The organism is Enterococcus sp. S22(2020), assembly GCF_020295385.1.
GTDB lineage: Bacteria > Bacillota > Bacilli > Lactobacillales > Enterococcaceae > Enterococcus_L > Enterococcus_L dunnyi.
Genome location: NZ_JACFUD010000005.1, coordinates 184,847 through 203,908, shown reverse-complemented (window position 1 = coordinate 203,908; position 19,062 = coordinate 184,847). Strand labels below are relative to the sequence as shown.

28 protein-coding genes are annotated in these 19,062 nt (G+C 33.0%); 10 read left to right on the top strand and 18 right to left on the bottom strand.

The genetic code is table 11. The features are described 5' to 3' along the window. Positions 1–31 precede the first annotated feature (31 nt). Positions 32–1,102, bottom strand: coding sequence for an ImmA/IrrE family metallo-endopeptidase (locus tag H3T55_RS12050; RefSeq protein ID WP_225534674.1), 1,071 nt, complete (start codon positions 1,100–1,102; stop codon positions 32–34). Positions 1,103–1,117: 15 nt separating this feature from the next. Then, complete coding sequence (locus H3T55_RS12045) at positions 1,118–1,432, bottom strand: type II toxin-antitoxin system RelE/ParE family toxin (RefSeq protein ID WP_225534673.1); 315 nt, start codon at positions 1,430–1,432, stop codon at positions 1,118–1,120. A gap of 128 nt (positions 1,433–1,560) precedes the next feature. Between H3T55_RS12045 and H3T55_RS12040 the strand changes: the two genes are divergently transcribed. Further along, complete coding sequence (locus tag H3T55_RS12040) at positions 1,561–2,373, top strand: sce7726 family protein (RefSeq protein WP_225534672.1); 813 nt, start codon at positions 1,561–1,563, stop codon at positions 2,371–2,373. A gap of 9 nt (positions 2,374–2,382) precedes the next feature. On the opposite strand, the gene H3T55_RS12035 is transcribed toward H3T55_RS12040, so the two are convergent. The 3 genes from H3T55_RS12035 to H3T55_RS12025 form a co-directional block, all read right to left on the bottom strand. Beyond that, positions 2,383–3,468 carry a hypothetical protein gene (locus H3T55_RS12035; protein WP_225534671.1) on the bottom strand — a complete coding sequence of 362 codons (1,086 nt, stop codon included), beginning with the start codon at positions 3,466–3,468 and terminating at the stop codon, positions 2,383–2,385. Between the two features lie 258 nt (positions 3,469–3,726). Further along, positions 3,727–3,969: a helix-turn-helix domain-containing protein gene (locus H3T55_RS12030; RefSeq protein ID WP_225534670.1), complete on the bottom strand. Its 243-nt coding sequence runs from the start codon at positions 3,967–3,969 to the stop codon at positions 3,727–3,729. Between the two features lie 86 nt (positions 3,970–4,055). Next, positions 4,056–4,298 (bottom strand): helix-turn-helix domain-containing protein, encoded by a 243-nt coding sequence (locus tag H3T55_RS12025; RefSeq protein ID WP_086282410.1) that lies wholly within the window; start codon positions 4,296–4,298, stop codon positions 4,056–4,058. Between the two features lie 140 nt (positions 4,299–4,438). On the opposite strand from H3T55_RS12025, the gene H3T55_RS12020 reads away from it, so the two are divergent. Then, a complete protein-coding gene (locus H3T55_RS12020; protein WP_225534669.1) occupies positions 4,439–4,666 on the top strand; it encodes a hypothetical protein in 228 nt (75 codons plus the stop codon). Between the two features lie 182 nt (positions 4,667–4,848). Here the strand turns inward: H3T55_RS12020 and H3T55_RS12015 are convergent, their stop codons facing one another. The 7 genes from H3T55_RS12015 to H3T55_RS11985 all read right to left on the bottom strand — a co-directional run bounded on the left by H3T55_RS12015 (position 4,849) and on the right by H3T55_RS11985 (position 8,673). Then, positions 4,849–5,130: a hypothetical protein gene (locus tag H3T55_RS12015; RefSeq protein ID WP_225534668.1), complete on the bottom strand. Its 282-nt coding sequence runs from the start codon at positions 5,128–5,130 to the stop codon at positions 4,849–4,851. Between the two features lie 256 nt (positions 5,131–5,386). Beyond that, positions 5,387–5,731 (bottom strand): hypothetical protein, encoded by a 345-nt coding sequence (locus tag H3T55_RS12010; protein ID WP_225534667.1) that lies wholly within the window; start codon positions 5,729–5,731, stop codon positions 5,387–5,389. A gap of 235 nt (positions 5,732–5,966) precedes the next feature. Beyond that, a complete protein-coding gene (locus tag H3T55_RS12005) occupies positions 5,967–6,260 on the bottom strand; it encodes a hypothetical protein (protein ID WP_225534666.1) in 294 nt (97 codons plus the stop codon). Between the two features lie 87 nt (positions 6,261–6,347). After that, positions 6,348–6,587, bottom strand: coding sequence for a hypothetical protein (locus H3T55_RS12000; RefSeq protein WP_225534665.1), 240 nt, complete (start codon positions 6,585–6,587; stop codon positions 6,348–6,350). 14 nt (positions 6,588–6,601) lie between these two features. Further along, positions 6,602–8,047, bottom strand: coding sequence for a T7SS effector LXG polymorphic toxin (locus tag H3T55_RS11995; protein ID WP_225534664.1), 1,446 nt, complete (start codon positions 8,045–8,047; stop codon positions 6,602–6,604). Further along, positions 8,040–8,399 carry a hypothetical protein gene (locus H3T55_RS11990; RefSeq protein ID WP_225534663.1) on the bottom strand — a complete coding sequence of 120 codons (360 nt, stop codon included), beginning with the start codon at positions 8,397–8,399 and terminating at the stop codon, positions 8,040–8,042. The genes H3T55_RS11995 and H3T55_RS11990 overlap by 8 nt, the downstream gene beginning before the upstream one ends. Before the next feature lie 7 nt (positions 8,400–8,406). Further along, positions 8,407–8,673, bottom strand: coding sequence for a DUF3130 family protein (locus H3T55_RS11985; protein WP_225534662.1), 267 nt, complete (start codon positions 8,671–8,673; stop codon positions 8,407–8,409). Between the two features lie 436 nt (positions 8,674–9,109). Here H3T55_RS11985 and H3T55_RS11980 point away from each other — a divergent pair, with 436 nt between their 5' ends. After that, positions 9,110–9,370, top strand: a complete 261-nt coding sequence (locus H3T55_RS11980) for a hypothetical protein (RefSeq protein ID WP_225534661.1) — start codon at positions 9,110–9,112, stop codon at positions 9,368–9,370. A 169-nt stretch (positions 9,371–9,539) separates the two neighbouring features. Here the strand turns inward: H3T55_RS11980 and H3T55_RS11975 are convergent, their stop codons facing one another. Together H3T55_RS11975 and H3T55_RS11970 are read right to left on the bottom strand one after the other, a co-directional pair. After that, positions 9,540–9,848 (bottom strand): hypothetical protein, encoded by a 309-nt coding sequence (locus H3T55_RS11975; RefSeq protein ID WP_225534660.1) that lies wholly within the window; start codon positions 9,846–9,848, stop codon positions 9,540–9,542. Between the two features lie 37 nt (positions 9,849–9,885). Next, a complete protein-coding gene (locus H3T55_RS11970; protein WP_225534659.1) occupies positions 9,886–10,284 on the bottom strand; it encodes a hypothetical protein in 399 nt (132 codons plus the stop codon). 317 nt (positions 10,285–10,601) lie between these two features. Between H3T55_RS11970 and H3T55_RS11965 the strand changes: the two genes are divergently transcribed. The 7 genes from H3T55_RS11965 to H3T55_RS11935 all read left to right on the top strand — a co-directional run bounded on the left by H3T55_RS11965 (position 10,602) and on the right by H3T55_RS11935 (position 15,252). After that, positions 10,602–10,904: a WXG100 family type VII secretion target gene (locus tag H3T55_RS11965; RefSeq protein WP_088270133.1), complete on the top strand. Its 303-nt coding sequence runs from the start codon at positions 10,602–10,604 to the stop codon at positions 10,902–10,904. A gap of 130 nt (positions 10,905–11,034) precedes the next feature. Continuing rightward, a complete protein-coding gene (locus H3T55_RS11960) occupies positions 11,035–11,565 on the top strand; it encodes a hypothetical protein (protein ID WP_225534658.1) in 531 nt (176 codons plus the stop codon). Between the two features lie 315 nt (positions 11,566–11,880). Then, complete coding sequence (locus H3T55_RS11955; RefSeq protein ID WP_225534657.1) at positions 11,881–12,417, top strand: hypothetical protein; 537 nt, start codon at positions 11,881–11,883, stop codon at positions 12,415–12,417. Positions 12,418–12,754: 337 nt separating this feature from the next. Beyond that, positions 12,755–13,324 carry a hypothetical protein gene (locus tag H3T55_RS11950; RefSeq protein WP_412523576.1) on the top strand — a complete coding sequence of 190 codons (570 nt, stop codon included), beginning with the start codon at positions 12,755–12,757 and terminating at the stop codon, positions 13,322–13,324. Positions 13,325–13,337: 13 nt separating this feature from the next. Next, positions 13,338–14,639 (top strand): hypothetical protein, encoded by a 1,302-nt coding sequence (locus H3T55_RS11945; RefSeq protein ID WP_225534656.1) that lies wholly within the window; start codon positions 13,338–13,340, stop codon positions 14,637–14,639. Positions 14,640–14,653: 14 nt separating this feature from the next. Then, positions 14,654–14,992 carry a hypothetical protein gene (locus H3T55_RS11940; protein WP_225534655.1) on the top strand — a complete coding sequence of 113 codons (339 nt, stop codon included), beginning with the start codon at positions 14,654–14,656 and terminating at the stop codon, positions 14,990–14,992. Then, positions 14,992–15,252 (top strand): hypothetical protein, encoded by a 261-nt coding sequence (locus H3T55_RS11935; protein WP_225534654.1) that lies wholly within the window; start codon positions 14,992–14,994, stop codon positions 15,250–15,252. The genes H3T55_RS11940 and H3T55_RS11935 overlap by 1 nt, the downstream gene beginning before the upstream one ends. A 110-nt stretch (positions 15,253–15,362) precedes the next feature. Here H3T55_RS11935 and nfsA read toward each other — a convergent pair whose 3' ends face one another. The 4 genes from nfsA to gtfA all read right to left on the bottom strand — a co-directional run bounded on the left by nfsA (position 15,363) and on the right by gtfA (position 19,051). Beyond that, positions 15,363–16,100, bottom strand: a complete 738-nt coding sequence (gene nfsA, locus H3T55_RS11930) for an oxygen-insensitive NADPH nitroreductase (RefSeq protein WP_225534653.1) — start codon at positions 16,098–16,100, stop codon at positions 15,363–15,365. Between the two features lie 141 nt (positions 16,101–16,241). Next, positions 16,242–16,997, bottom strand: coding sequence for a tRNA(His) guanylyltransferase Thg1 family protein (locus H3T55_RS11925; RefSeq protein WP_225534652.1), 756 nt, complete (start codon positions 16,995–16,997; stop codon positions 16,242–16,244). Continuing rightward, on the bottom strand, positions 16,987–17,436 hold the full coding sequence (locus tag H3T55_RS11920; RefSeq protein WP_225534651.1) for an ATP-binding protein: 450 nt from the start codon (positions 17,434–17,436) through the stop codon (positions 16,987–16,989). The genes H3T55_RS11925 and H3T55_RS11920 overlap by 11 nt, the downstream gene beginning before the upstream one ends. A gap of 172 nt (positions 17,437–17,608) precedes the next feature. After that, on the bottom strand, positions 17,609–19,051 hold the full coding sequence (gtfA, locus tag H3T55_RS11915) for a sucrose phosphorylase (RefSeq protein ID WP_225534650.1): 1,443 nt from the start codon (positions 19,049–19,051) through the stop codon (positions 17,609–17,611). Positions 19,052–19,062: the final 11 nt, after the last annotated feature.

Below are 19,062 nucleotides of genomic sequence, written 5' to 3'. Positions count from 1 at the left end.
AATAGACCTTGCGGAGGAAGAATGAAGTCCATCAAATTCTATCTTTTAGATAATCAAACATATCATATGATAAAAGTTTGTCATGTTGAAGTCGCCCGACTACAATACCTGGTAAAATATTTTGAGAACTCGCAAACTCTTTTATTGCTAATTCAGTAAAATTATTTTGTTTATTGTCTAAAAAAACTTTATATGCTTCAGGAGAAATGAAAAAATCTCTAGCAAATTGATTTGCTTCAAGTTCTTTTTTTGAATAATTTTCATCGTCATCTAAAGTAATAACAACATCTTCTGGATCGTAATGTAGTAATAGGTGACCTACTTCGTGAACTAAAGCAAACCAAACATTATCATGTGTTTTAAAGCGACCACTTATATAGATAACTGGTGTATTTTCATAACTTGTTAATGCACCTCTAACTTTGCTATTTGTGAGTGGATCACAAATAACTAGATAGACTCCAAGACGATTAAATAGCTTTCTTACACTGCTTATAGAACTTTCATAATTACTAGTTAATGCAATATTTTTTAGTTTTTTTAGTGACTGCTCTAATTTATTTTTACTAAATATTTCTGAATCAATTTTTTTAGGATTTTGAATCTCAACTTCTTCTCGTGCTAGTCCCAACCAAACAGCTATACTCTCTGGCGAACCCCCATCTTCCATGAAATCCACTTCAAGAATAGACTCATAAACTAAATCAAAATTTTCAAAACTAGCAATTCGCAATAACTTTAACATTTCATTAGCTTGTTTTTGTAATGACCAATCTAGCCCTTTAAAAACTTCTTTAAAATGAAATTTTTTAGATAATAATTTTAGTTGCACATCAGTATATTCTAAAGATTTTTCTTTCCTAGATATATATTCTCGATATTTAGACTCATAATTGAGCCAGTAGGAGGCTAAGGTTGGAGGTAAAACCTTCTCTATTTTTAAAGCTAGTTCTTCTGTTAATCTTGTTTTACCATTGAGTAAGTTGGAAATATGCTTTTCACTACTCCCCAGTCTTTTTGCAAATTCCTTTTGTGACATACCCTCATATTCTAAATACTCTTTTATTAGTAAACCTGTAGGAACTAAAAATTCTTCACTCATAATCCCCCCTCCTTTCTAATGATAATCTTCCAATGAAATAATTTCTATTTCGATAATAGTTGATAAATTTTCAATATTGAACGTACCTATAGGCCTAACAATTACTCTGAAATTTTTAGAGATATCTATTCCCCAATGATTGTCCAAATAGCCATCTAATTTATGACGTCTAGGTGGAGGATAATTTGGAATTTCTTCCAAATTATCTGCAGCTCTGAGCTCTGAGAGCCTATTACAGAGTTTTCCATGAAATGCTGTATAATGCTTTTTTATCAGTCGCTCATTTGTTAATATTTTTTCTAATTTATTTGTTTTATAATGTATTCTCATGGTTTACTCCTTGATTGATACAACATCTTCAAAGGTTAATATACGATAATTAACCTCTGAGGTCAATTTTTTTCAATTGGACTTACTTATAAATTAACTTTATAATGATTATGTTGGAGGGATAAATTATGCCAAATCAGCAAATAGATTTTGAACGAGCACAGACTTTATACAAAGATTATTTTACTCATTCTACGAATAAAACTATTTCTATGAACATACTTGATACGTTTCGTAATGAATTAGATGTATCTTTTTTTAAGGATCAACGTATTTCTCCGAGAGAGTTTTTAAATCTCTTTTTACAGAAAAATTATCCTAATGAAATATCAATAAAGTCTAACTTTATCAATAAGGTAATTACGAAAACAAAGAAACATGTTACCATTTTCGAACTAAACGTCGGTTCAAGTAGGGTCGATTTATGCAAAATCAATGGTCACAGTACAGCTTATGAAATTAAAACAGAATTAGACTCTCCAAAACGTTTGGAAACACAAATGCAAGATTACTTCAAGATTTTTGAAAATGTTTATTTGATATGTCCAGAAAAAAAATTAAGCTTGTATGAAGAGCTTATTCCAGAAGATTGTGGCATCTACACTTATCGACTATCTAAAACTGGAAAATATTTTTTCAAGTTAAGTAGAGTTGCTAAAAAATCGAATCTAATTGATTCCGCTCTACAATTGTCTACTCTTACTAAAAGAGATTTAAAATACTACTTTTCTTGCCCTGATTACAGTGACAAGGAAAAAATGGTTTTTTGGGTCAAAGATAAGTTCCAACCTAGTATGATTAACACAATTTTCAAAAATCATCTAAAAGAAAAATATCAAGATAATTGGCAATTTTTATTAAACAACAAAAGCTCTATTTTAGAAATTGATTATCAATGGTTTTTTAAAAATCAAATCCCACCTCAGATAGTATATATATAAAAATATATACTATCTTTGTGCTTGGCTTTGTATATATCTTGTAAGGTTTACATTATTCCAGCTGGCAAAAGTTCCATTATTTAGCGTTTCAACTTTTTTCATACCTAAACACGTTTTATTTGGATCAATTAAATGGCTTCTTTTAACAATCTCCTGCTTAACATAAGCGTATCCCCTTACTCCTAAAGAAGTATCTTTATTTACTACAGAATAAAATTGGTTTTTTTCTTTGAAATATAGTAATGCTAATGCTGCTCCTTTACCTCCTCCACCATGCGTAGGTAAATCATCTTTTAGCCCTCCAAAGTCTCCAAATCCATCAAGATTAAATTCTATATATCTTTGACTTACAGAATTATCAATTTTAGAAGTAAAATCTAAATTTTCAAATTCTTTATTTTGTGTACTCTTTTTTCTAGGGGAATTAAGAAGAATTTTTATACCTGAAAAATCAAGTGATTCGAATTCCTCAACTTCAATTTCTTTTGAATTTAAATTATCTTCTCTTATATCCAACATAACATAATCCATACTACTTAAATTTGATTCAATAAATTCTGAATAAAAATCGAGTTGATCGGCAGTCACACGTAATGCAATTGAAGAACTAGACTTTTTCAAGTCATTAACTAGCAAAGTTAAATCATAAATTCCAATTTCTAAACCTTTTTTTATCGATATTGTTGGAATAAAATTTTTAAAACTTGTAGTTTGAAGCAGCCGGGTTCTGTAGTAATTAAAATCTCGACTCATCCGAAAAGAAGTTTCAATATTTTTAAATTTTCGATTTCCATATTCGTTTTCAAAGAATCTAAAAAAATCTATAAAAGCTTTTTTTTCTTTGATATTTTCATTTATTTCATTAAGGGTAATGATATCTTTTTCCTCTGGTCTAAGTTTAATTCTAGTTTTTTTTGTATTTCCAGGCTTTAGTATGTATTTAAAATCTCCTGTTGATTGATCTATTTCATACTTATCAATATGTCTATCTTGTATTATTTCAAACAATGGTATTATGGAATCAGAAAAAAATTCTGAACAAACTTTTGAAACCCGTAACTCTTCATCTCTGTTTTTCATAATAGGTACATACATATTTACATCCTCCTCTTTATTCGTAAAAAAATTATCACTATTTAACTTGATTCCTAAATTATTCCGTTTTTTCTAGAATTATATTATTCGTTGCTTAACAAATTGACAAGTATTACATTACTATTATAACATCATTTTGTTCTTTTTTTAGTACAAATTATAGATGAAATCTAAAAATGACTCTTTCTAGAATTCATTTTCATATTTATCTAGAAAAAAGCTACGATTCATCGCAAATCGTAGCTCAACTAAAAGTAATTATTCATCATCAAATATAGTATTATTCATCTCTGGAAAATCCAACAATTCAGAAACCGTCATATCAAGTCCTGTAGCTAATTTATGTAAAGTTTTCAACTTAGGGTTTTTGGTCTTCCCTTTCATAATATTATCCACAGTAGACTGCGTTATACCTGATAAAGTCGCAAGTTTATTGATTGATATATTTCTTTCAAAACATAAATTGTTAAGCCGTAATCTAATTACATCAGAATAAGTCATAGTTCTCCTCCATTAACCTTGTATAGTTAACTCAAGTATAGTGAATGAATATATATTGCATTAACGTTACAGGGTTATATTTAGTATTACTCATCATCAAAAAGTGTTTCATTCATTTCTGGAAAATCTAACAGTTCAGAAACCGTCATATCTAATCCCATTGCTAATTTATGCAACGTTTTTAGTTTGGGATTTTTAGTATTCCCCTTCATAATGTTATCTAGAGTAGATTGAGTCATCCCTGATAACGTTGCAAGCTTGTTTATTGAAATTCCTTTTTGTTCACATAATTTTTTAAGTCTAAAAACAATAATTTCTGAATATGTCATATTCTCCTCCGTTAACCTTGTACAGTTAACTGAAGTATATAATATTTCCATATAACGAATTAACCGTACAAGGTTGACAATGAATAATCCTTGTGATAAATTAACCTTATAAGGTTAAAAATTTCATTAGGAGGTTCAACATGGCTCACCCAGTAAAAATGATCACCTATCAAGATTTACATAAACTAAATCATTCAATCCAACAATTAAAGAACTGGCACCAAACATTCAGTTCACTAAAAAACAACACCAAAAATCATTCTATTCCCGATAACCTCTTCTATGAACATGAGCGAATAATAAAAACATTAACTCAAGAAACACACAAACTTAAAACTAAAGAAAAACTGAAAAACATCTTGATTTAAACTCCTAGCAGCAAATAGGATTTTAAAGTTCATGAGTATTAGCACAAACTGATACTGATGAAAGATAGATTAAAACAGGTAGTTGGATAACTGGCTACTTGTTTTTTGTGTTTTGGCACAATTCATTTTCAACAAAAAGGCCTAGAGGAAATTCCTCTAGACCTCATTATTTTAGTCATGTATTAAACATTCACTACATTTAACTTTTTTTCTTTAGCATATTCATTTATTTTTGTAGTTAGTTCATCTTTGTATAAGCATTCTACAAATGGAATTTCACGCTGATTATTGATTTCATATTCTGGAAAAACCAAGAAATTCAATCGATCCAGTTTCTTTATAATATACTCGTTTCCTTCAAACTCGCCACTTCTAATTTCATAAGAACTAATAAATTCAATTATTGCTTCGTATAGCTCTTGCTCGTTTATTTCGGCTTGCAAGAATTTTTCTATTATACTCATTATTAATTCTCCCCTCCTTTATTAATACGAGGAAAAGGTCCCATTTCTTTTCGTCTTTAAAAACTCATATCTAAGCCTTACCAAGTTTATCTTTTCCTACCCATTCGCTTCTTTAGACAAAATTTTTCTATACTTCTTTAGTATTCTATCCCCTTCCTCTAAACGCTCAGATTAAAATAGAAGCCTATCGTTTTTCCTGTATTTAGGACTTTTTTTGAGTTGAATAATACTTTAGGGAAGTGAAAAAACAACTATTTTAATAAATATCAATTCTTGAAATATCAACTTCCACATAATCATTTTTGTCAATGTCCTTAGGTATATCGCCATCAGATATATCTATTTTAAGCTCTCCTATTTGTAAAATCTCACCGTCCTTATCTACAAGTTTCCCTTGAATAGAGTAGTTACCATTTTTTTGATCTATTACGTATTCCTCATTGAAGTTTTTCACGATATTTTTAACATTAAATCCATAAAGAATATCTGAAAATACATCACCTTCTGAAAGATTACAATCACTACAAAAACATTCAATGGAATACGTACCATCTGAAAGTAAAATATCTGCCTCTCCTGAATCTATATTTATCCAATTCACTTTTTTACAATAATCATTATATATCCTCCTATGGTTTTAAACCTAAACTAGGTTCTTTTTTAACAAGCACTTTTACAGACTTCAAATGTAATGTTGCTATATTACCAGTTGTCCTATCTAATCCTACAAAAGCATATTTAGCACTGCCTTCACCACTAAAAGTATTTAAAAAAACTTATTGATATCAGTATTTTGTAATCTCTGATATCAATAAGATTCTAAATTAGATGTTTATTCATTTTTCAACATAACTTTCAGCGATATCAATATCTTTAGTCATATCTAACTCAGGAAATTTTTTATCCAGTTCTCTCAAACAGTTAATAAATTGTTCACTTTGAAGCTTTTCAGATATATCTTCAAAAATTTCACTGATATAGTATAGATCATCTTCATTAACATCAGCAAGATAACGTATTGTCTCACTCTCATTTTGAGATAGTAATTCTGTCATCTCATTCCAACACTTTTCAATTCCAAAGTCATCATTTATATTTAAGTTTTTTCTCTTTTTTAAGACTTCTATCATCCTAATTACATTCCTTTTTGATCTGCATTCCTTATTACTACACCTTCAATTCTCACAGTAACCTTATTATCTGTATAGCTATAACCACTAAAAAATATTGTCTTCTAAAACATATTGATATTTCAGTTCATCACCGTCAAATACATATATTCTTTTACAAACAGGACATCTCCAAACATCTAGTTTTGGAAAAGGGATATCTACTGAATCAATCATACCCAAATTTGTTAACTCATCCCACTCTCTATCTGTATACACTCTTAACTCTACATCGTTTGGAGATAAACTATTTGATAAAGTTTCTCCACATTTACATTGAAATCGCATAATTGCACTTCCTTCTATTTAGATTTAATGATGCCTTCTATAGTCCATATCTCTACATTACCTGGAAATTTCCCATTTGGATATTTCCCTGCAGCTCTAGTTAAAATTTCTTCCGCTTGTTTCTTCGTTAGACCTGCATTAATACCATCTATAATAACATCGTTAGTATTTTGTCTAAAAGCTTCTTGAATACGTTTCATCCCTGTATTAGTATTTGGATTAACTAACGTTTTAAGCTCGGTCTTGATACCATTGACCTTAAAGTCAGGTGTTTTTATTCTTGCCTTAGGATCTACTGGAATTATTTCTACATTTTTCCCTTGTGATCGTAACCTGTCTACCGCACTGGTTTCTTCCTTAGTTAGTCCATCTAATTTCCCTATAAGTTTTCCATGATCTTTCCCTCTATCAACCGTCTTAACAACATCTGCCGACTTCTCAAACTCTTTCAACGTTTCCCACTCTTTAGCAGTCAACTTGATCGCGTCCAGCGTATAATCACCATTTCTAAGCAGTTTAGCTGACTTCAAAATATCCTTCACTCGATCAATCGGTAGCACTGCAAGCAACAAGAAAACACCAGAAGATGAGCGCTGCATCGTCGTTGAATCTTTCGCAAGCAGGATCTCAATATCATCAATATTAGTAAGGATTTTAAAAATCTCTGGCCCATACTCTTTAAACAATTCAACATTATGCACACGAAACAGTTCATGTAACTCTTTTGTTCTTTGAACATCTAATTTCCCATTGCGATAAATCTGGTATTCGACGCCATTCGATAATTCTTTGATGACCACATCAATTCGGTCTTTGGGTTGGGCTTTGTTAAAGTCCTTTAGTGCTTTATACCATTTTTGATTTTTAAAATCAATGGTTTTATAGCCATCTTTCCCACCTGAAAAATTCCCGGCACTGCCTAGGAAGGCTAATCCTTCGGCAATCGAAGCAATAACTGTTTGTACGTCTGAGAAATCACTCCCATGCGCTGCTTCAAAGGCGCTATATTTTTCGAGAATTTCAATTTTCTTAGCGGTTCCTAACATACTTTGTTTATTAAAAAATTGATTGACAAACGGTACATCTTCGAAGGCTTTTGCCAAAGCTTCCATGATCACATCATTTTCTGCTTGTAACCGACGTAACTCAGCTTTTAGTCCCTCCATTTTGGCGGTATCTAAATCATTTTCTGCTGGTCCAACTTCTGAGGTAAAGGCACTCAAATAAGAGGTGATCGCATCGTCAAGGGTATTTAAGGCATTGCCCACTGTGGTTGATACTTCTGAGTAGGCATCAAAATAACTTTTAGTAGAATCCCACCCTGTACCAGATAATTTCCCTGCACTTTGAAACGCTTGTTGTGCCTCTTTAAAGGAATTTAGTTGATCTAATACTGTTAAACGTAGCGTTTGGACTTCACTGGCAACGTTTTGCCATTCCGTATATCTAAATTTAGGCATCTCCCTCCTCCTTTTGTGCTTGTTTTTTTTGCAGCCATAGGAGGTCGTCTTCTACTTGGATTTTTTTACGTTCTGTTTCACTGACTAATTCAGTTAACTCTTCTTTGCCCGCATCAAAGGTTCGGAATGCTTCTGTTCGTTCATCTTCCAGCATTTCTAAATCTATCCTAGCTGAACGTTCTGCTTCTGTTCCTTTGCTGTAATAGAGAAATTCTTCTAGTATCTCTGCTTGTTGTTGGTAAACACGTTGTAGATCATTGATTAGAAAATCACTTTCGGTATCTTTTTTCTTTAACTCTATTTTTCGATCTTCATATTCTTCGATTTTTACTTGTAGTTGTTTTTCTTCCATAAAGCACCTACTTTACTGCATTTTTTTCAGCCTGTTTGATGGCTTGGTGTATTTTTTCTAAGTTGCCAATGTCTTTAGACGCGTTGCTTCTGAATGTTGATACGATAGAACTTAGAGAAGAAACACTACTTTTCATTCCGCTAGCGGCGCTACTTTCAGAAAAGCTCATACTACTTGCTTGTTTTGGTTTGAATGACAATGATGAGATACTACTTGTAAATTTATTTGTTAATGCATTTACCGTAGCAGCATCTGTACTGATTTTATCTGTCATGCGAACATCTCCTTTACTAAATTTGATGATGATATTACAATTCCATTGTTTTACCCCAAATAAACGCCATAGGTAGACACTTATTTTTCAGTTAAATAACCAACCATTAAAAACATAATGTAATTTAAGGGTAACACAATGAAAGACGAGGATCTTTTCAATTTATTTCATCTGAGCATCATTTTTTGATAAATTAGACTGAAGTCATGGAAAACATTTATCTACTAATAATTTCGCACTAAATATTCATTTCAATAAAAAATAAGCTTCAGAATCATTTTATCTTCTAAAGCTTGTTTCGATATTTCCTACCCCTCATTTATATAAACGTTTCATTTTTTGATGTAAACAAATTTCTTACTATGTTAAACTGAACGTAATTGTTAAAACAAATTAACACACACTTAAACGAAGAAACACAAGTTAAGGAGGAATTATGAAACATATTCTGTTGTTATTTTCACTACTGACCGTTATTTTTATTAGCGGGTGTCAAAATCAAATAACTGAAGATAGAGCTAAAGAACTTGTCATTACAGCAAATTCAAACGATGTAGGGAAAGCAGAGATCGTCTCCATAGAAAAAAAAGAGGATTATTACATTGTGAGTTGGGTCAATAAAGAGAATCTAAGTAAAGGTATCGACAAAGTAGATTTTGATGGGAATATAAAGATTATTGAAGCGGAAGTTCAATAGCACTTCCTCCGCGTGATCGGAAATATATCCACTAACAATAAAAAAACAGATCCCTTTAGTTATTAGGGTCTGTTTTAAAAATTAAAGGTAATCCAAAGTGTACAAGTACTCGATCAGATTTACACTTCTACTCATTACTGATCAATAAACGATCCTATCGAAATAAAAGCTATCTACGTTCTAATTCATTTTCAACCTCTTTCGTTTTACTTTCTATAAGCGTACCTAGATATTCAACAAAAACCGACTTATTATCAGCAGTAATTTTTCCATCCATAAAGTTTTTTAAGCTCGTCACTTCATTCCATGAATTAGAATTATTCAATGTTCTTAAACAATTTTTTAGATATCTTGTTGGCATGTCACTAATAGAAATATTTTTCCCCTCAGAGTTGATCCAAAAACCATCCTCTGCAGCAACAAATGGTATACTGCTATTTTCAATAATATTATTTCTAAACACTTCTTCGTAAATCATACTTTTCTTCCATCCTTTTATATAATTATCTAGGTCACTATTCCTTCATCCATGAGTATATTGTACTTGTCTCATATTTCTTATTTTTATATTCATAACGAATCGTTACCTTTATTTCTTTTTCCTTAATCTGTGAGAGTCGATTCGTTAAGTCCAATTCATTCTCTTCACCACTTAGAATATTTGTTGTAAAGGCCGTAAGACCATGAGTCTCATCAGCTAATACCCATTTTTTGTTTTTCTTTATTGAAAATTCAGTTTCTGAGTCAAAAACCGTGATATTATGATCAGTATTATTTTTGATCACTAGTTTCATTCCTTTGAATCTCAATGTAATGAATGCCTTTTCATTTTTGATATTTTTATCTACACCGCTAGCTTTTGAACAACCTGCCATCAATACTAATAGTACCCCTATCAAACAAATTTTTTTCATCGATATTCCTTTCTTTTCATAAAAAATTATATCACAATAAAAATATTTTATACACCACTTAAAAAACATTTATAACTTTAAGATAAAAAAATAATTATAACAAAATCTCAGAAAGCTGAACAATAGTAGTTGTAATGAATACTAATTAACAACGTGTAGAAATATTCCTTGTCATATAATGATAAACAAAACGAACAAAAAGACTTATTTTATCATAAATATCATTATCCACCTAATTTTTTGATAAAAATAATTTTCTTATTGTGATAAACTAATAGAGTAATAACCATAAACAAAAAGTAAAGGAGAGAACACACATGGCGGGAGATCGCATTAAATTATCACCACAAGAACTACGTACGTCTGCTACAAAATATACAGACGGTTCTAACCAAGTAAATGACATTTTACAAAAATTACAAACGGAGCAAGACACGATTCAAGGAAACTGGGAAGGGTCAGGATTTGATAGCTTTAATGATCAATTCACAGCCTTAAAACCAAAAGTGAGCGAGTTTGCGGAACTGTTAGAACAGATCAACAAGCAATTAAATGAAGTAGCCCAAATCATGGAAGAAACAGATCAAAACATTTCTTCTGCGATCGGTCGTGGACTATAAACAATTTTGAGAGATCAGGAGCGTTTGTCTTCTGGTCTTTTTCTAATAAACCGTTGTCAGTACCTGTATAGTAGTGGATAAATATGGTAAATCCTAATCAAAAAATATCCTTAAGTTCGGTGGTGAAGAATTGAAAAAGAAACTGGGATTTATTTTGGGAATCATTTTACTTGTCGTTTTTTTTGTAGCAGGAAAAAAATATATGGATAGGAAAGCGTTAGAGAAAAGCTATCAAGATGGAGTTGAACTCATCCAAAATTATGTAACAGATTATTTAGTCAAAAATTATGAAGGTATTGAAAAAATCGAGTGGCAAGGGGTTGGCGTTGAATGGCGTAGTTCTCCTACTTTAGGTGCATCTATTTTGGGAAACTATGTGGACAGTGATGCCAAAATATTCATCTCTAAAAATGATTATTTTCTTATGACATTTCGTCTAAATGATAAAGCAGAGTATAAAGATAACTCAAAAAAATATTTCTTAAAAGCGTCCCTAAATGCCAATAATATAGATTCTACACTAGCGATGGAAATACGTAATACCACCAGACGGTTGGCAGCGGAAGAAAAACTTATTTTCCAAAATATTAAAAAGTCTAATTCTGGAAGTCCACACGTTCAAATTACTTACAATACAGCAATTCATGAATTGAGCTATTAAAAGAGGTGAAAATTTTGTGAACCAATAGAAGTTTTAGCAAGAGCCATTGACGCAACCCAAAAGACTGTTCAATCTAATAATAATGATGATGAAATCTAGTTAGAAATTGGAGATGAAGAACAGAACTACCAGGGTCAGCGACAAAAACACTCAACTAAATACAGTCGTTTATGTTGAAACCAACGTACATAATTAGGACAGAAGAAAATAAGTTACATAGGCAGTTAAAAAGAAAACGTACGAAAAAAATTGCTATATGTTGTTCGTATTGTTATTCTTACATAAGAATAGAGCAGTAATTTAGGTGGTGAAGTAATGAAAAAGAAATGGATTTTAGCAACAATACTAGGAATGATCGTACTCATTATTTTATGTATCGGAGGAAAAAAATATATGAATAAAAAAGCCGTGGAGAAAAGCTATCAAGACGGTATCGAACTGATACAAAATTATGTAACGGATTATTTAGTCAAAAATTATGAAGGTATTGAAAAAATTGAGTGGCAAGGCGTTGGCGTTGAATGGCGTAGTTCTCCTGTTTTTGGTGGTTCTATTTTGGGAAATTATGTGGTTAGTGATGTCAAAGTTTTTGTTTCTAGTGATAAATTTTTCACTATGGATTTTACTCTAACTGAGAAGCTGGAGTATGATCAGAATTTAAAAAAGTACGTTTTAACAGATTACATGAATCCTAGTAATTTGGAGTCAACCGTTGAAATGGAGATAGGAAATGCCACTAGAGAATTGAGCGAAAAAAATAAACTTAGATTTAAAAAGGTAAAAAAATCTGACAAAGGTAGCCCCAATGCTCAAATTATTTTAAATTTAGATATTCATGAATTGACTTATTAAGAAGGGGGATAGGCTATGAGTAGTGATATTACAATAAAAGTTTTGGCTAAAGCGATAGATAAAATAAAAAGACTGTCCAAGATAAAAAAATTGGAGACACACTTAGATTAAAGATTGAATAGGGTAAACAAGACTACCAAATCCTAAACAAAGCTGCCGGCGACAAAAGCACTCAACTAAATGCAGTCGTTTATGTTGAAACCAGCGTACATAATTAGGACAGAAGAAAATAAGTTACATAGGCAGTGAAAAAGAAAACGTACGAAAAAAATTGCTATATGTTGTTCATATTGTTATTCTTACATAAGAATAGATCATTAATTTAGGTGGTGAAGTAGTGAAAAAGAAATGGATTTTAGCAACAATATTAGGAATGATCGTACTCATTATTTTATGTATCGGAGGAAAAAAATATATGGATAAGAAAGCGGTAGAGAAAAGTTATCAAGACGGGGTTGAACTGATACAAAACTACTTAACGGATTATTTAATCAAAAACTATGAAGGAATTGAAAAAATCGAATGGCAAGGTGTTGGCGTTGAATGGCGTAATTCAGATATTTTTGGATCGTCCATACTTGGAAATTATGTGAATAGCAATGTTCATGTATACATTTCAAAAGATAATTATTTTACAATGAGACTTCGGTTAAATGATAGGGCAGAATATGATGTTAATCAGAAAAAATATGTTTTATCAGAGTCTATGAATCCAAGTAATATGGATACCATGGTTAAAACTGGGATTCATAATGCTATCTATTCATATAGTGATGATCCAGATAATAAAAAGATAAATGTGAACCAAAAGGAAAAGCAAGAGCTTGATAATATCAAAAAATCTTCAATTGGTAGCCCTAATGCTCAGGTTATTTATAATCTAGAAATCCATGAATTAAATTATTAGGAGGAGGTTTTCTATGAGTAGAGAAATTACAACAGAGATTTTAGCTAAAGCAATTGACACAACAAAAGATGTTGTTCAGACAAAGGATGATAAAGTAACATTAGTCATTCAAAATCAAGACATTGAATACCAAATCCTAAACAAAGCCGCCAGCGACAAAGACAATCAACTAAATGCAATGGCTATCGCACCTATCGTCAATGGAAAACCTGATTACAATAACGTAGCAGTGGTTTATGCTGGTACCAATATGCATAATGAAACAGGAGCAAATGGCTTTGGTACGGCAGGAGGTGCATTTACAGGCGGGCTTTCTGGAGAATACAACGACGCACAATCGTTTTTAAAAGAAACCTACGACAAAGTAGCCAAACACAACGGAACGATTACCGATGTTGCAGGTTTTAGCCAATCTGGTGGCTACATGATGAAAATGGCTGGCGAGTATGGGAAAGAAATGGGCTTTCAGACAACAAGTTTTGATGATTGGGGACGAGATCAGTTCGGAACGCTCACAGATGATCAACTGAAATGGCTGAAAAATAATCCTGAAATGTTGCGACGATATCAAAACGATTCCTGGGCAAATCTCTCAGGTCGTGACCATACGTATGGGTCCGTCTCACGCATTGAAGGGATAGGATTCGGTGAACATAACACCCTAGCTAAATACTTTGATGGAGATACATTGAATCTAGATCGTTTAGCGAAAGATGGTATTTTTGCACCTGGCATGACCAAAGCACAAGTAGAACTAGCCGCTAAAAACTGGGCAAAGAAAAATGGTGATGGAAAATTTTGGACAGGTGATGATGCCGAAGCGAAAGCCCGTGTAAAAGAGTACTTAAAGTTATATGGTACTTATCGGATCGCTAATCTTGAGGAATTGAAAAACCTAAGAAAAAAATTAAAGAAAAGCGGCGGCGGTTTATCGAAAAATGAAGAAATTTATTTAGATAACAGTGAAGCTTTATTCGCTGTAACAACTGCTTCACAAACCATGAAGGATGGTTTATCTGAAGTCATAACGATCTATCAAGAGGCTATGATCGAGGCTAAACAGGTTTGGTCTGAAGGACTTCAACATGCACGTTCGATCGGAACAGAATTGAATGAATCAGAAATTACAGAAGCACTGGCTTCGGTTGGGGCAACTGAGTCCAGTATCGTAACTGAGCCTACGACTTTCTATAAAGAACAGATAGCGAAAGCTAAACAGTTAGGTGAAAGTTTTGATAGCCTTGTTTCTGAAATCAAGGCGGGGATCGATAAACTTGTTCAAAGTGACAAAGAGTTATCTAGTCAACTTTTCTAGAAAGGAGTATTCAGTTGGATCAGCAAGAGCGATTAAAAACAGAGTATCTAAAGAAAAAACGTCAATTTGAAGAAAAAGAAGATGATATTCTTTTTCAAAGAGACCAAGGAATACGTGATTTAGAAGAAGTTGCAGACATGACACACTATTATTTAAAAGACTACGTTCCAGATCAAGCATTTATTATACAAGCTGTACATAAGTTAGATAGGCTAAAAGATGAGGTTTATGAAGCCGCACAATATGACCGAAAACAAATCGAACGGGAGATAGAAGACTTAGATGAGACCTATTATCGTGAGATTCGTATATTATCTGATCAGGAATTAGCAAAGAAAGAGAGTGATTCTTGATGTTAGATGATGTAAAAAAAGATCTTAAAAAGAAGGCACAGAAAGCCGCGATCGCTTCAGCAGTTGGTCAATCCATGACCCAGAAAAAACAAACGAACCAACAAAAAGCAAAACAAGATGGAGAAACCAAGTTGGCTTCGCTGAAAACAAATATGGCGAGTGTCTCTGAAAGTATGGGAAATTCTGTCAAAGGAGAATTCGGTAAAAAAGTAAAAGAAACCTTCAAAAAACAAAGTGAAAACTTAGATACGTTTTCCTAGCAATCTTTAGATATGAACCAAAAAAATGCCAAAAACAGCACCCTCGATAAATCAAGGTTGCTGTTTTTAGTTTATAAGCTGAATAATTGATTTTGGATTTTTTCTTATAATCAGTTTAGTTGAAAACCCTGTTCTTTCAAAAAGGCCGCAATTTCTGGTCGTCTAATTTCTTCAAAAAAGGCAACATTGCTTTCTGACCAAGAGGTTTGTTTTTGATTACTTTCTCTAGAACTATAATATTCCTTCGATACTTTTTCATATTCTTTTAAATCAGCGAATTGTTCGTGAGGATAGTAATTTTCGCTAATTTGATTTTTTTCTAATAATCTTGGTTTAACTTTATTTTTACTAGCAGGAACGCCGACTGTTAGTCCAAATAATGGAAAAGTATACTTAGGCAACTTCAACAATTCGGACACTTTTCGGACATCATTACGAATTCCTCCGATGTAACAAATACCTAAATCCATTGACTCCGCGGCCAAAGCCATATTTTGTGCTGCAATCGATGTATCGACAATGCTTACAATCAAAGACTCCATATTGGTCAATCCGTCTAATTTTTTATTATTTTCAATGAGTAGTCTTGATTGTCTATATAAATCAGCGACAAATACATAAAAAGTTCCTGTATTTTTTACATACGGAGCACTTCCAGTAATGTCAGCTAGTTCTTCCCTTAGCGTTTTATCGGTAATTTCTATAATTGAAAATGCTTGGACAAAATGAGAAGAAGAAGCACTGCGCGCCGCAGTCAATAAAGCTTTTCTGATTTCTGGTGACAACGGAATATCTTTGAAATCTCTGACAGAAACATGTGTCGTCATTTTTTTTATATAATCATTCATTAATCTTACCTCCTTGATATGACCTTAGTATACAACTCATTTATACTGGGCACAATACTGGCTAAAAAGGAGCCTGCTGTAGAAAAAAGCAGTTTCCATGAAGCTATTCTTCCTGTTTTAAGATACACTATACTTTACCTATTATTCTAAAAACGTTCCAACAAACGTACTATACGCATCCTTCATCTGTAATTCATACTCAACTACCAGTTTGCGTCGTGTCGTCTTACTAGATTGCTTTATGATTGGATTGAATCCGATTTTTTCTTCTTCTTTCCAGTAAACTCCGATTCCTCGTTTTTGCCATTTCGGTAGTTCATTGAAATTGATCCCATGCTGAAAAAGAAATTCATTTTTTTCACTGACCGATAACCCTTCCAAATAGCTTGTCGCTTTTGCAACACTCACTCCTTGCTTTCTTTGAAGCCAATAGCAGTGAGCGTTTAAAGCATTACGGCTAGCATCTTCATTACGCCAACGAAAATAATCAATTACCGCAGCTTTTGTTGGCAATTCTGAAATTCGACAGTCAAACGATCCAATTGAACCTAAAAGTAGTGAGAATTTCGCACTAGCTTCTCCTGCTAAAATTGAATTATATTTTCTTGTTTTCCGTCCGAAAGCTGCTTCATTCAAGTTAAATAATAAAGAAATCTCATCGCTTTCCGTGTAGCCATAAATAACATGAAAACCACAATTCATCAAGTGCTTCACGGTTTCTACCATGTAATCACGGAATCGTTCATCGAAAGGTGCTTCAAATTTTTCCCGATCCTTTGTTAACGTTGTAAAGTTACGGCCATCGATCCGAGCAACCATGTACATTTCTGGTAAAACCGTATGGTCTTGATTTGTTTCGTAGATTCGCATTTTAGCATCTAATTCACTAAATTTCATTCGCCCACTCCTTTATATCAAATCCTTGATCAGCTGTCTGGGCAACATAATAAAGCTGTGAAAAACCTTCATCAAAATCAGGTAATTCAAGCTTGGCCGCAGTGGCTTTCAAAGCTATTTCAGGTAAATGTGCCTGACCAGTTCTCTGCTGGTTTCGTTTTAAACACTCCGCTAGCTTTGATTGGAAATAGTAGCCAATAAACGTGACATCCGCTCGACCAGCAAGTTGGAAATAACGCTGACGATCAAGTTTCGTTGGATTGGTATTATCGATAACTACAGACTGGCTAATTTCTAGACAGGTCGAAAGTAGTTGCTTTTCCTTATTACGTGTATGTAGCATATCTAAGTTTAATCGTAAATGGCTATCTGAAAAATACCTCTTGTAAAAAGTACTTTTTCCACTAGCTTGAAGCCCCATTAACAAGATGACTTCCATTGAGCTTCTCCTCCTTTTTATTTATAAAATAGTATAACGTAGGCATTTAAGCAAAACAACCACAGCAATTTTTCAGTTAAACAATTTCTCTAGATAAAAAAGTAACATAAATAAGCTATTCACCTCTAGAAAGCGTGAATAGCCTACAGCCCTTAATTTAAAATTCTTTTCCTTAAAATAAAACTTTTTTACTATTATGATAAATCAAAAATTCTTTCGTTTTTAGATCAGCAACTAGCTTAACACGTTCATTTTCTGCTTGATTCTTACGTTCAATTTCGATCGTATGCTCTGACGGTGTCGTCACTTCGATCGATCCATCTAGATCAAATGCCGGCTGCTCATTCCGAAAAGTTAATATGCTCAGCAGCTTTTTTACCACTGGTCGTTGCACTTCTTCTGCAATTTCTTCCATCGTATAATAATGACGATTGATATTTCGCCCTTCTTTGGTTGCTTCTAGGAGTTGAATATCATTTTGCCCTGCAAGTAACCCAACATAATACACCTGAGGAATGCCTGGTGCAAATATCTGCAGGACACGTGCTAGTATATAGCTATCATCCTGTTCTCCTAATGCGCTGTAATAGGTGCTGTTGATTTGATAAATGTCCAAATTATTATAGCTGGCTGACGAGTAGATTTTTTTTACATTTGCCCCTACTTCATAGAGCTTTTCAGATGTGTACGCTAATTCTTGATCGCTCAATAAATCTTTGGCATCCACTACTCCAATGCCGTCATGGGTATCTAATGTGGTGAACTGCTTCATCGGACTTTGCTTCAACCAAGCAGCTAAACGGTGCGTTTTCCCACTATAGATCGCATGCAGCATGAGCATCGGTAATGCAAAATCATAGATGAAATAGTCATGCTCAGCGATTTTGAATTGGATCGAATAATGTTCATGGATCTCTGGTAGAAGCTCGATCCCGTATTGCTCTGCTTCTATACGAACTTCATCAAGTAGCGCCCAAATATCAGGTTCAACAAAAAAATCATTCGTCTCTAGTTTCTTGATAGCATACGCAAAGGCATCTAGACGAATCAAAGAACAGCCATGGATTGCCATATCTTTGATCGTCGCTCGAATAAATTCTTTCGTGACTTCTTTTGTGACATCTAGATCGATCTGTTCTTCTCCAAATGTATTCCAAACCTCTTCTCTGCTGCCGTCAGCGAAATGTACTTCCTGAAAAGGTGCTTTGTCCTTTCGCTTGTAGATCAAGTCGATATCTTCAGCAGTAGGACGATTTTCCGGAAAGAATTCTTTGATTCGAATAAACATCTCTTTATATTTTGATGCTTCATGTTTTTGTTTGAAATCTTGGAAAAAAATAGACTCACGAGAAATATGATTGATCATAAAATCAAACATCAAATAGTACTTTTCTCCTAAAGCTTCGATTTCACTCCACGTTCCAAACGCAGGATCAACAACCGTATAATCTTTTGGCGCGAAGCCTCGATCGCCTGTTGAAGGAAAGAACGGCAATAAATGGATCCCTCCGATTGCGTTTTTGAAATAGTTCTCCATCACAAGTGTTAGTTCGTTTAAATCATTTCCTAAACTATCCGCATAAGTGATCAGCATGGTTTTATTTTCAATAGTCACTCTCAAGCCTC

Excerpts from the sequence above, each read along its gene's own strand:
- H3T55_RS12050 (WP_225534674.1), bottom strand. The coding sequence starts at position 1,102 with ATGAGTGAAGAATTTTTAGTTCCTACAGGTTTACTAATAAAAGAGTAT.
- H3T55_RS12045 (WP_225534673.1), bottom strand. The coding sequence starts at position 1,432 with ATGAGAATACATTATAAAACAAATAAATTAGAAAAAATATTAACAAAT.
- H3T55_RS12040 (WP_225534672.1), top strand. The coding sequence starts at position 1,561 with ATGCCAAATCAGCAAATAGATTTTGAACGAGCACAGACTTTATACAAA.
- H3T55_RS12035 (WP_225534671.1), bottom strand. The coding sequence starts at position 3,468 with ATGTATGTACCTATTATGAAAAACAGAGATGAAGAGTTACGGGTTTCA.
- H3T55_RS12030 (WP_225534670.1), bottom strand. The coding sequence starts at position 3,969 with ATGACTTATTCTGATGTAATTAGATTACGGCTTAACAATTTATGTTTT.
- H3T55_RS12025 (WP_086282410.1), bottom strand. The coding sequence starts at position 4,298 with ATGACATATTCAGAAATTATTGTTTTTAGACTTAAAAAATTATGTGAA.
- H3T55_RS12020 (WP_225534669.1), top strand. The coding sequence starts at position 4,439 with ATGGCTCACCCAGTAAAAATGATCACCTATCAAGATTTACATAAACTA.
- H3T55_RS12015 (WP_225534668.1), bottom strand. The coding sequence starts at position 5,130 with ATGAGTATAATAGAAAAATTCTTGCAAGCCGAAATAAACGAGCAAGAG.
- H3T55_RS12005 (WP_225534666.1), bottom strand. The coding sequence starts at position 6,260 with ATGATAGAAGTCTTAAAAAAGAGAAAAAACTTAAATATAAATGATGAC.
- H3T55_RS12000 (WP_225534665.1), bottom strand. The coding sequence starts at position 6,587 with ATGCGATTTCAATGTAAATGTGGAGAAACTTTATCAAATAGTTTATCT.
- H3T55_RS11995 (WP_225534664.1), bottom strand. The coding sequence starts at position 8,047 with ATGCCTAAATTTAGATATACGGAATGGCAAAACGTTGCCAGTGAAGTC.
- H3T55_RS11990 (WP_225534663.1), bottom strand. The coding sequence starts at position 8,399 with ATGGAAGAAAAACAACTACAAGTAAAAATCGAAGAATATGAAGATCGA.
- H3T55_RS11985 (WP_225534662.1), bottom strand. The coding sequence starts at position 8,673 with ATGACAGATAAAATCAGTACAGATGCTGCTACGGTAAATGCATTAACA.
- H3T55_RS11980 (WP_225534661.1), top strand. The coding sequence starts at position 9,110 with ATGAAACATATTCTGTTGTTATTTTCACTACTGACCGTTATTTTTATT.
- H3T55_RS11975 (WP_225534660.1), bottom strand. The coding sequence starts at position 9,848 with ATGATTTACGAAGAAGTGTTTAGAAATAATATTATTGAAAATAGCAGT.
- H3T55_RS11970 (WP_225534659.1), bottom strand. The coding sequence starts at position 10,284 with ATGAAAAAAATTTGTTTGATAGGGGTACTATTAGTATTGATGGCAGGT.
- H3T55_RS11965 (WP_088270133.1), top strand. The coding sequence starts at position 10,602 with ATGGCGGGAGATCGCATTAAATTATCACCACAAGAACTACGTACGTCT.
- H3T55_RS11955 (WP_225534657.1), top strand. The coding sequence starts at position 11,881 with ATGAAAAAGAAATGGATTTTAGCAACAATACTAGGAATGATCGTACTC.
- H3T55_RS11945 (WP_225534656.1), top strand. The coding sequence starts at position 13,338 with ATGAGTAGAGAAATTACAACAGAGATTTTAGCTAAAGCAATTGACACA.
- H3T55_RS11935 (WP_225534654.1), top strand. The coding sequence starts at position 14,992 with ATGTTAGATGATGTAAAAAAAGATCTTAAAAAGAAGGCACAGAAAGCC.
- nfsA (WP_225534653.1), bottom strand. The coding sequence starts at position 16,100 with ATGAATGATTATATAAAAAAAATGACGACACATGTTTCTGTCAGAGAT.
- H3T55_RS11925 (WP_225534652.1), bottom strand. The coding sequence starts at position 16,997 with ATGAAATTTAGTGAATTAGATGCTAAAATGCGAATCTACGAAACAAAT.
- H3T55_RS11920 (WP_225534651.1), bottom strand. The coding sequence starts at position 17,436 with ATGGAAGTCATCTTGTTAATGGGGCTTCAAGCTAGTGGAAAAAGTACT.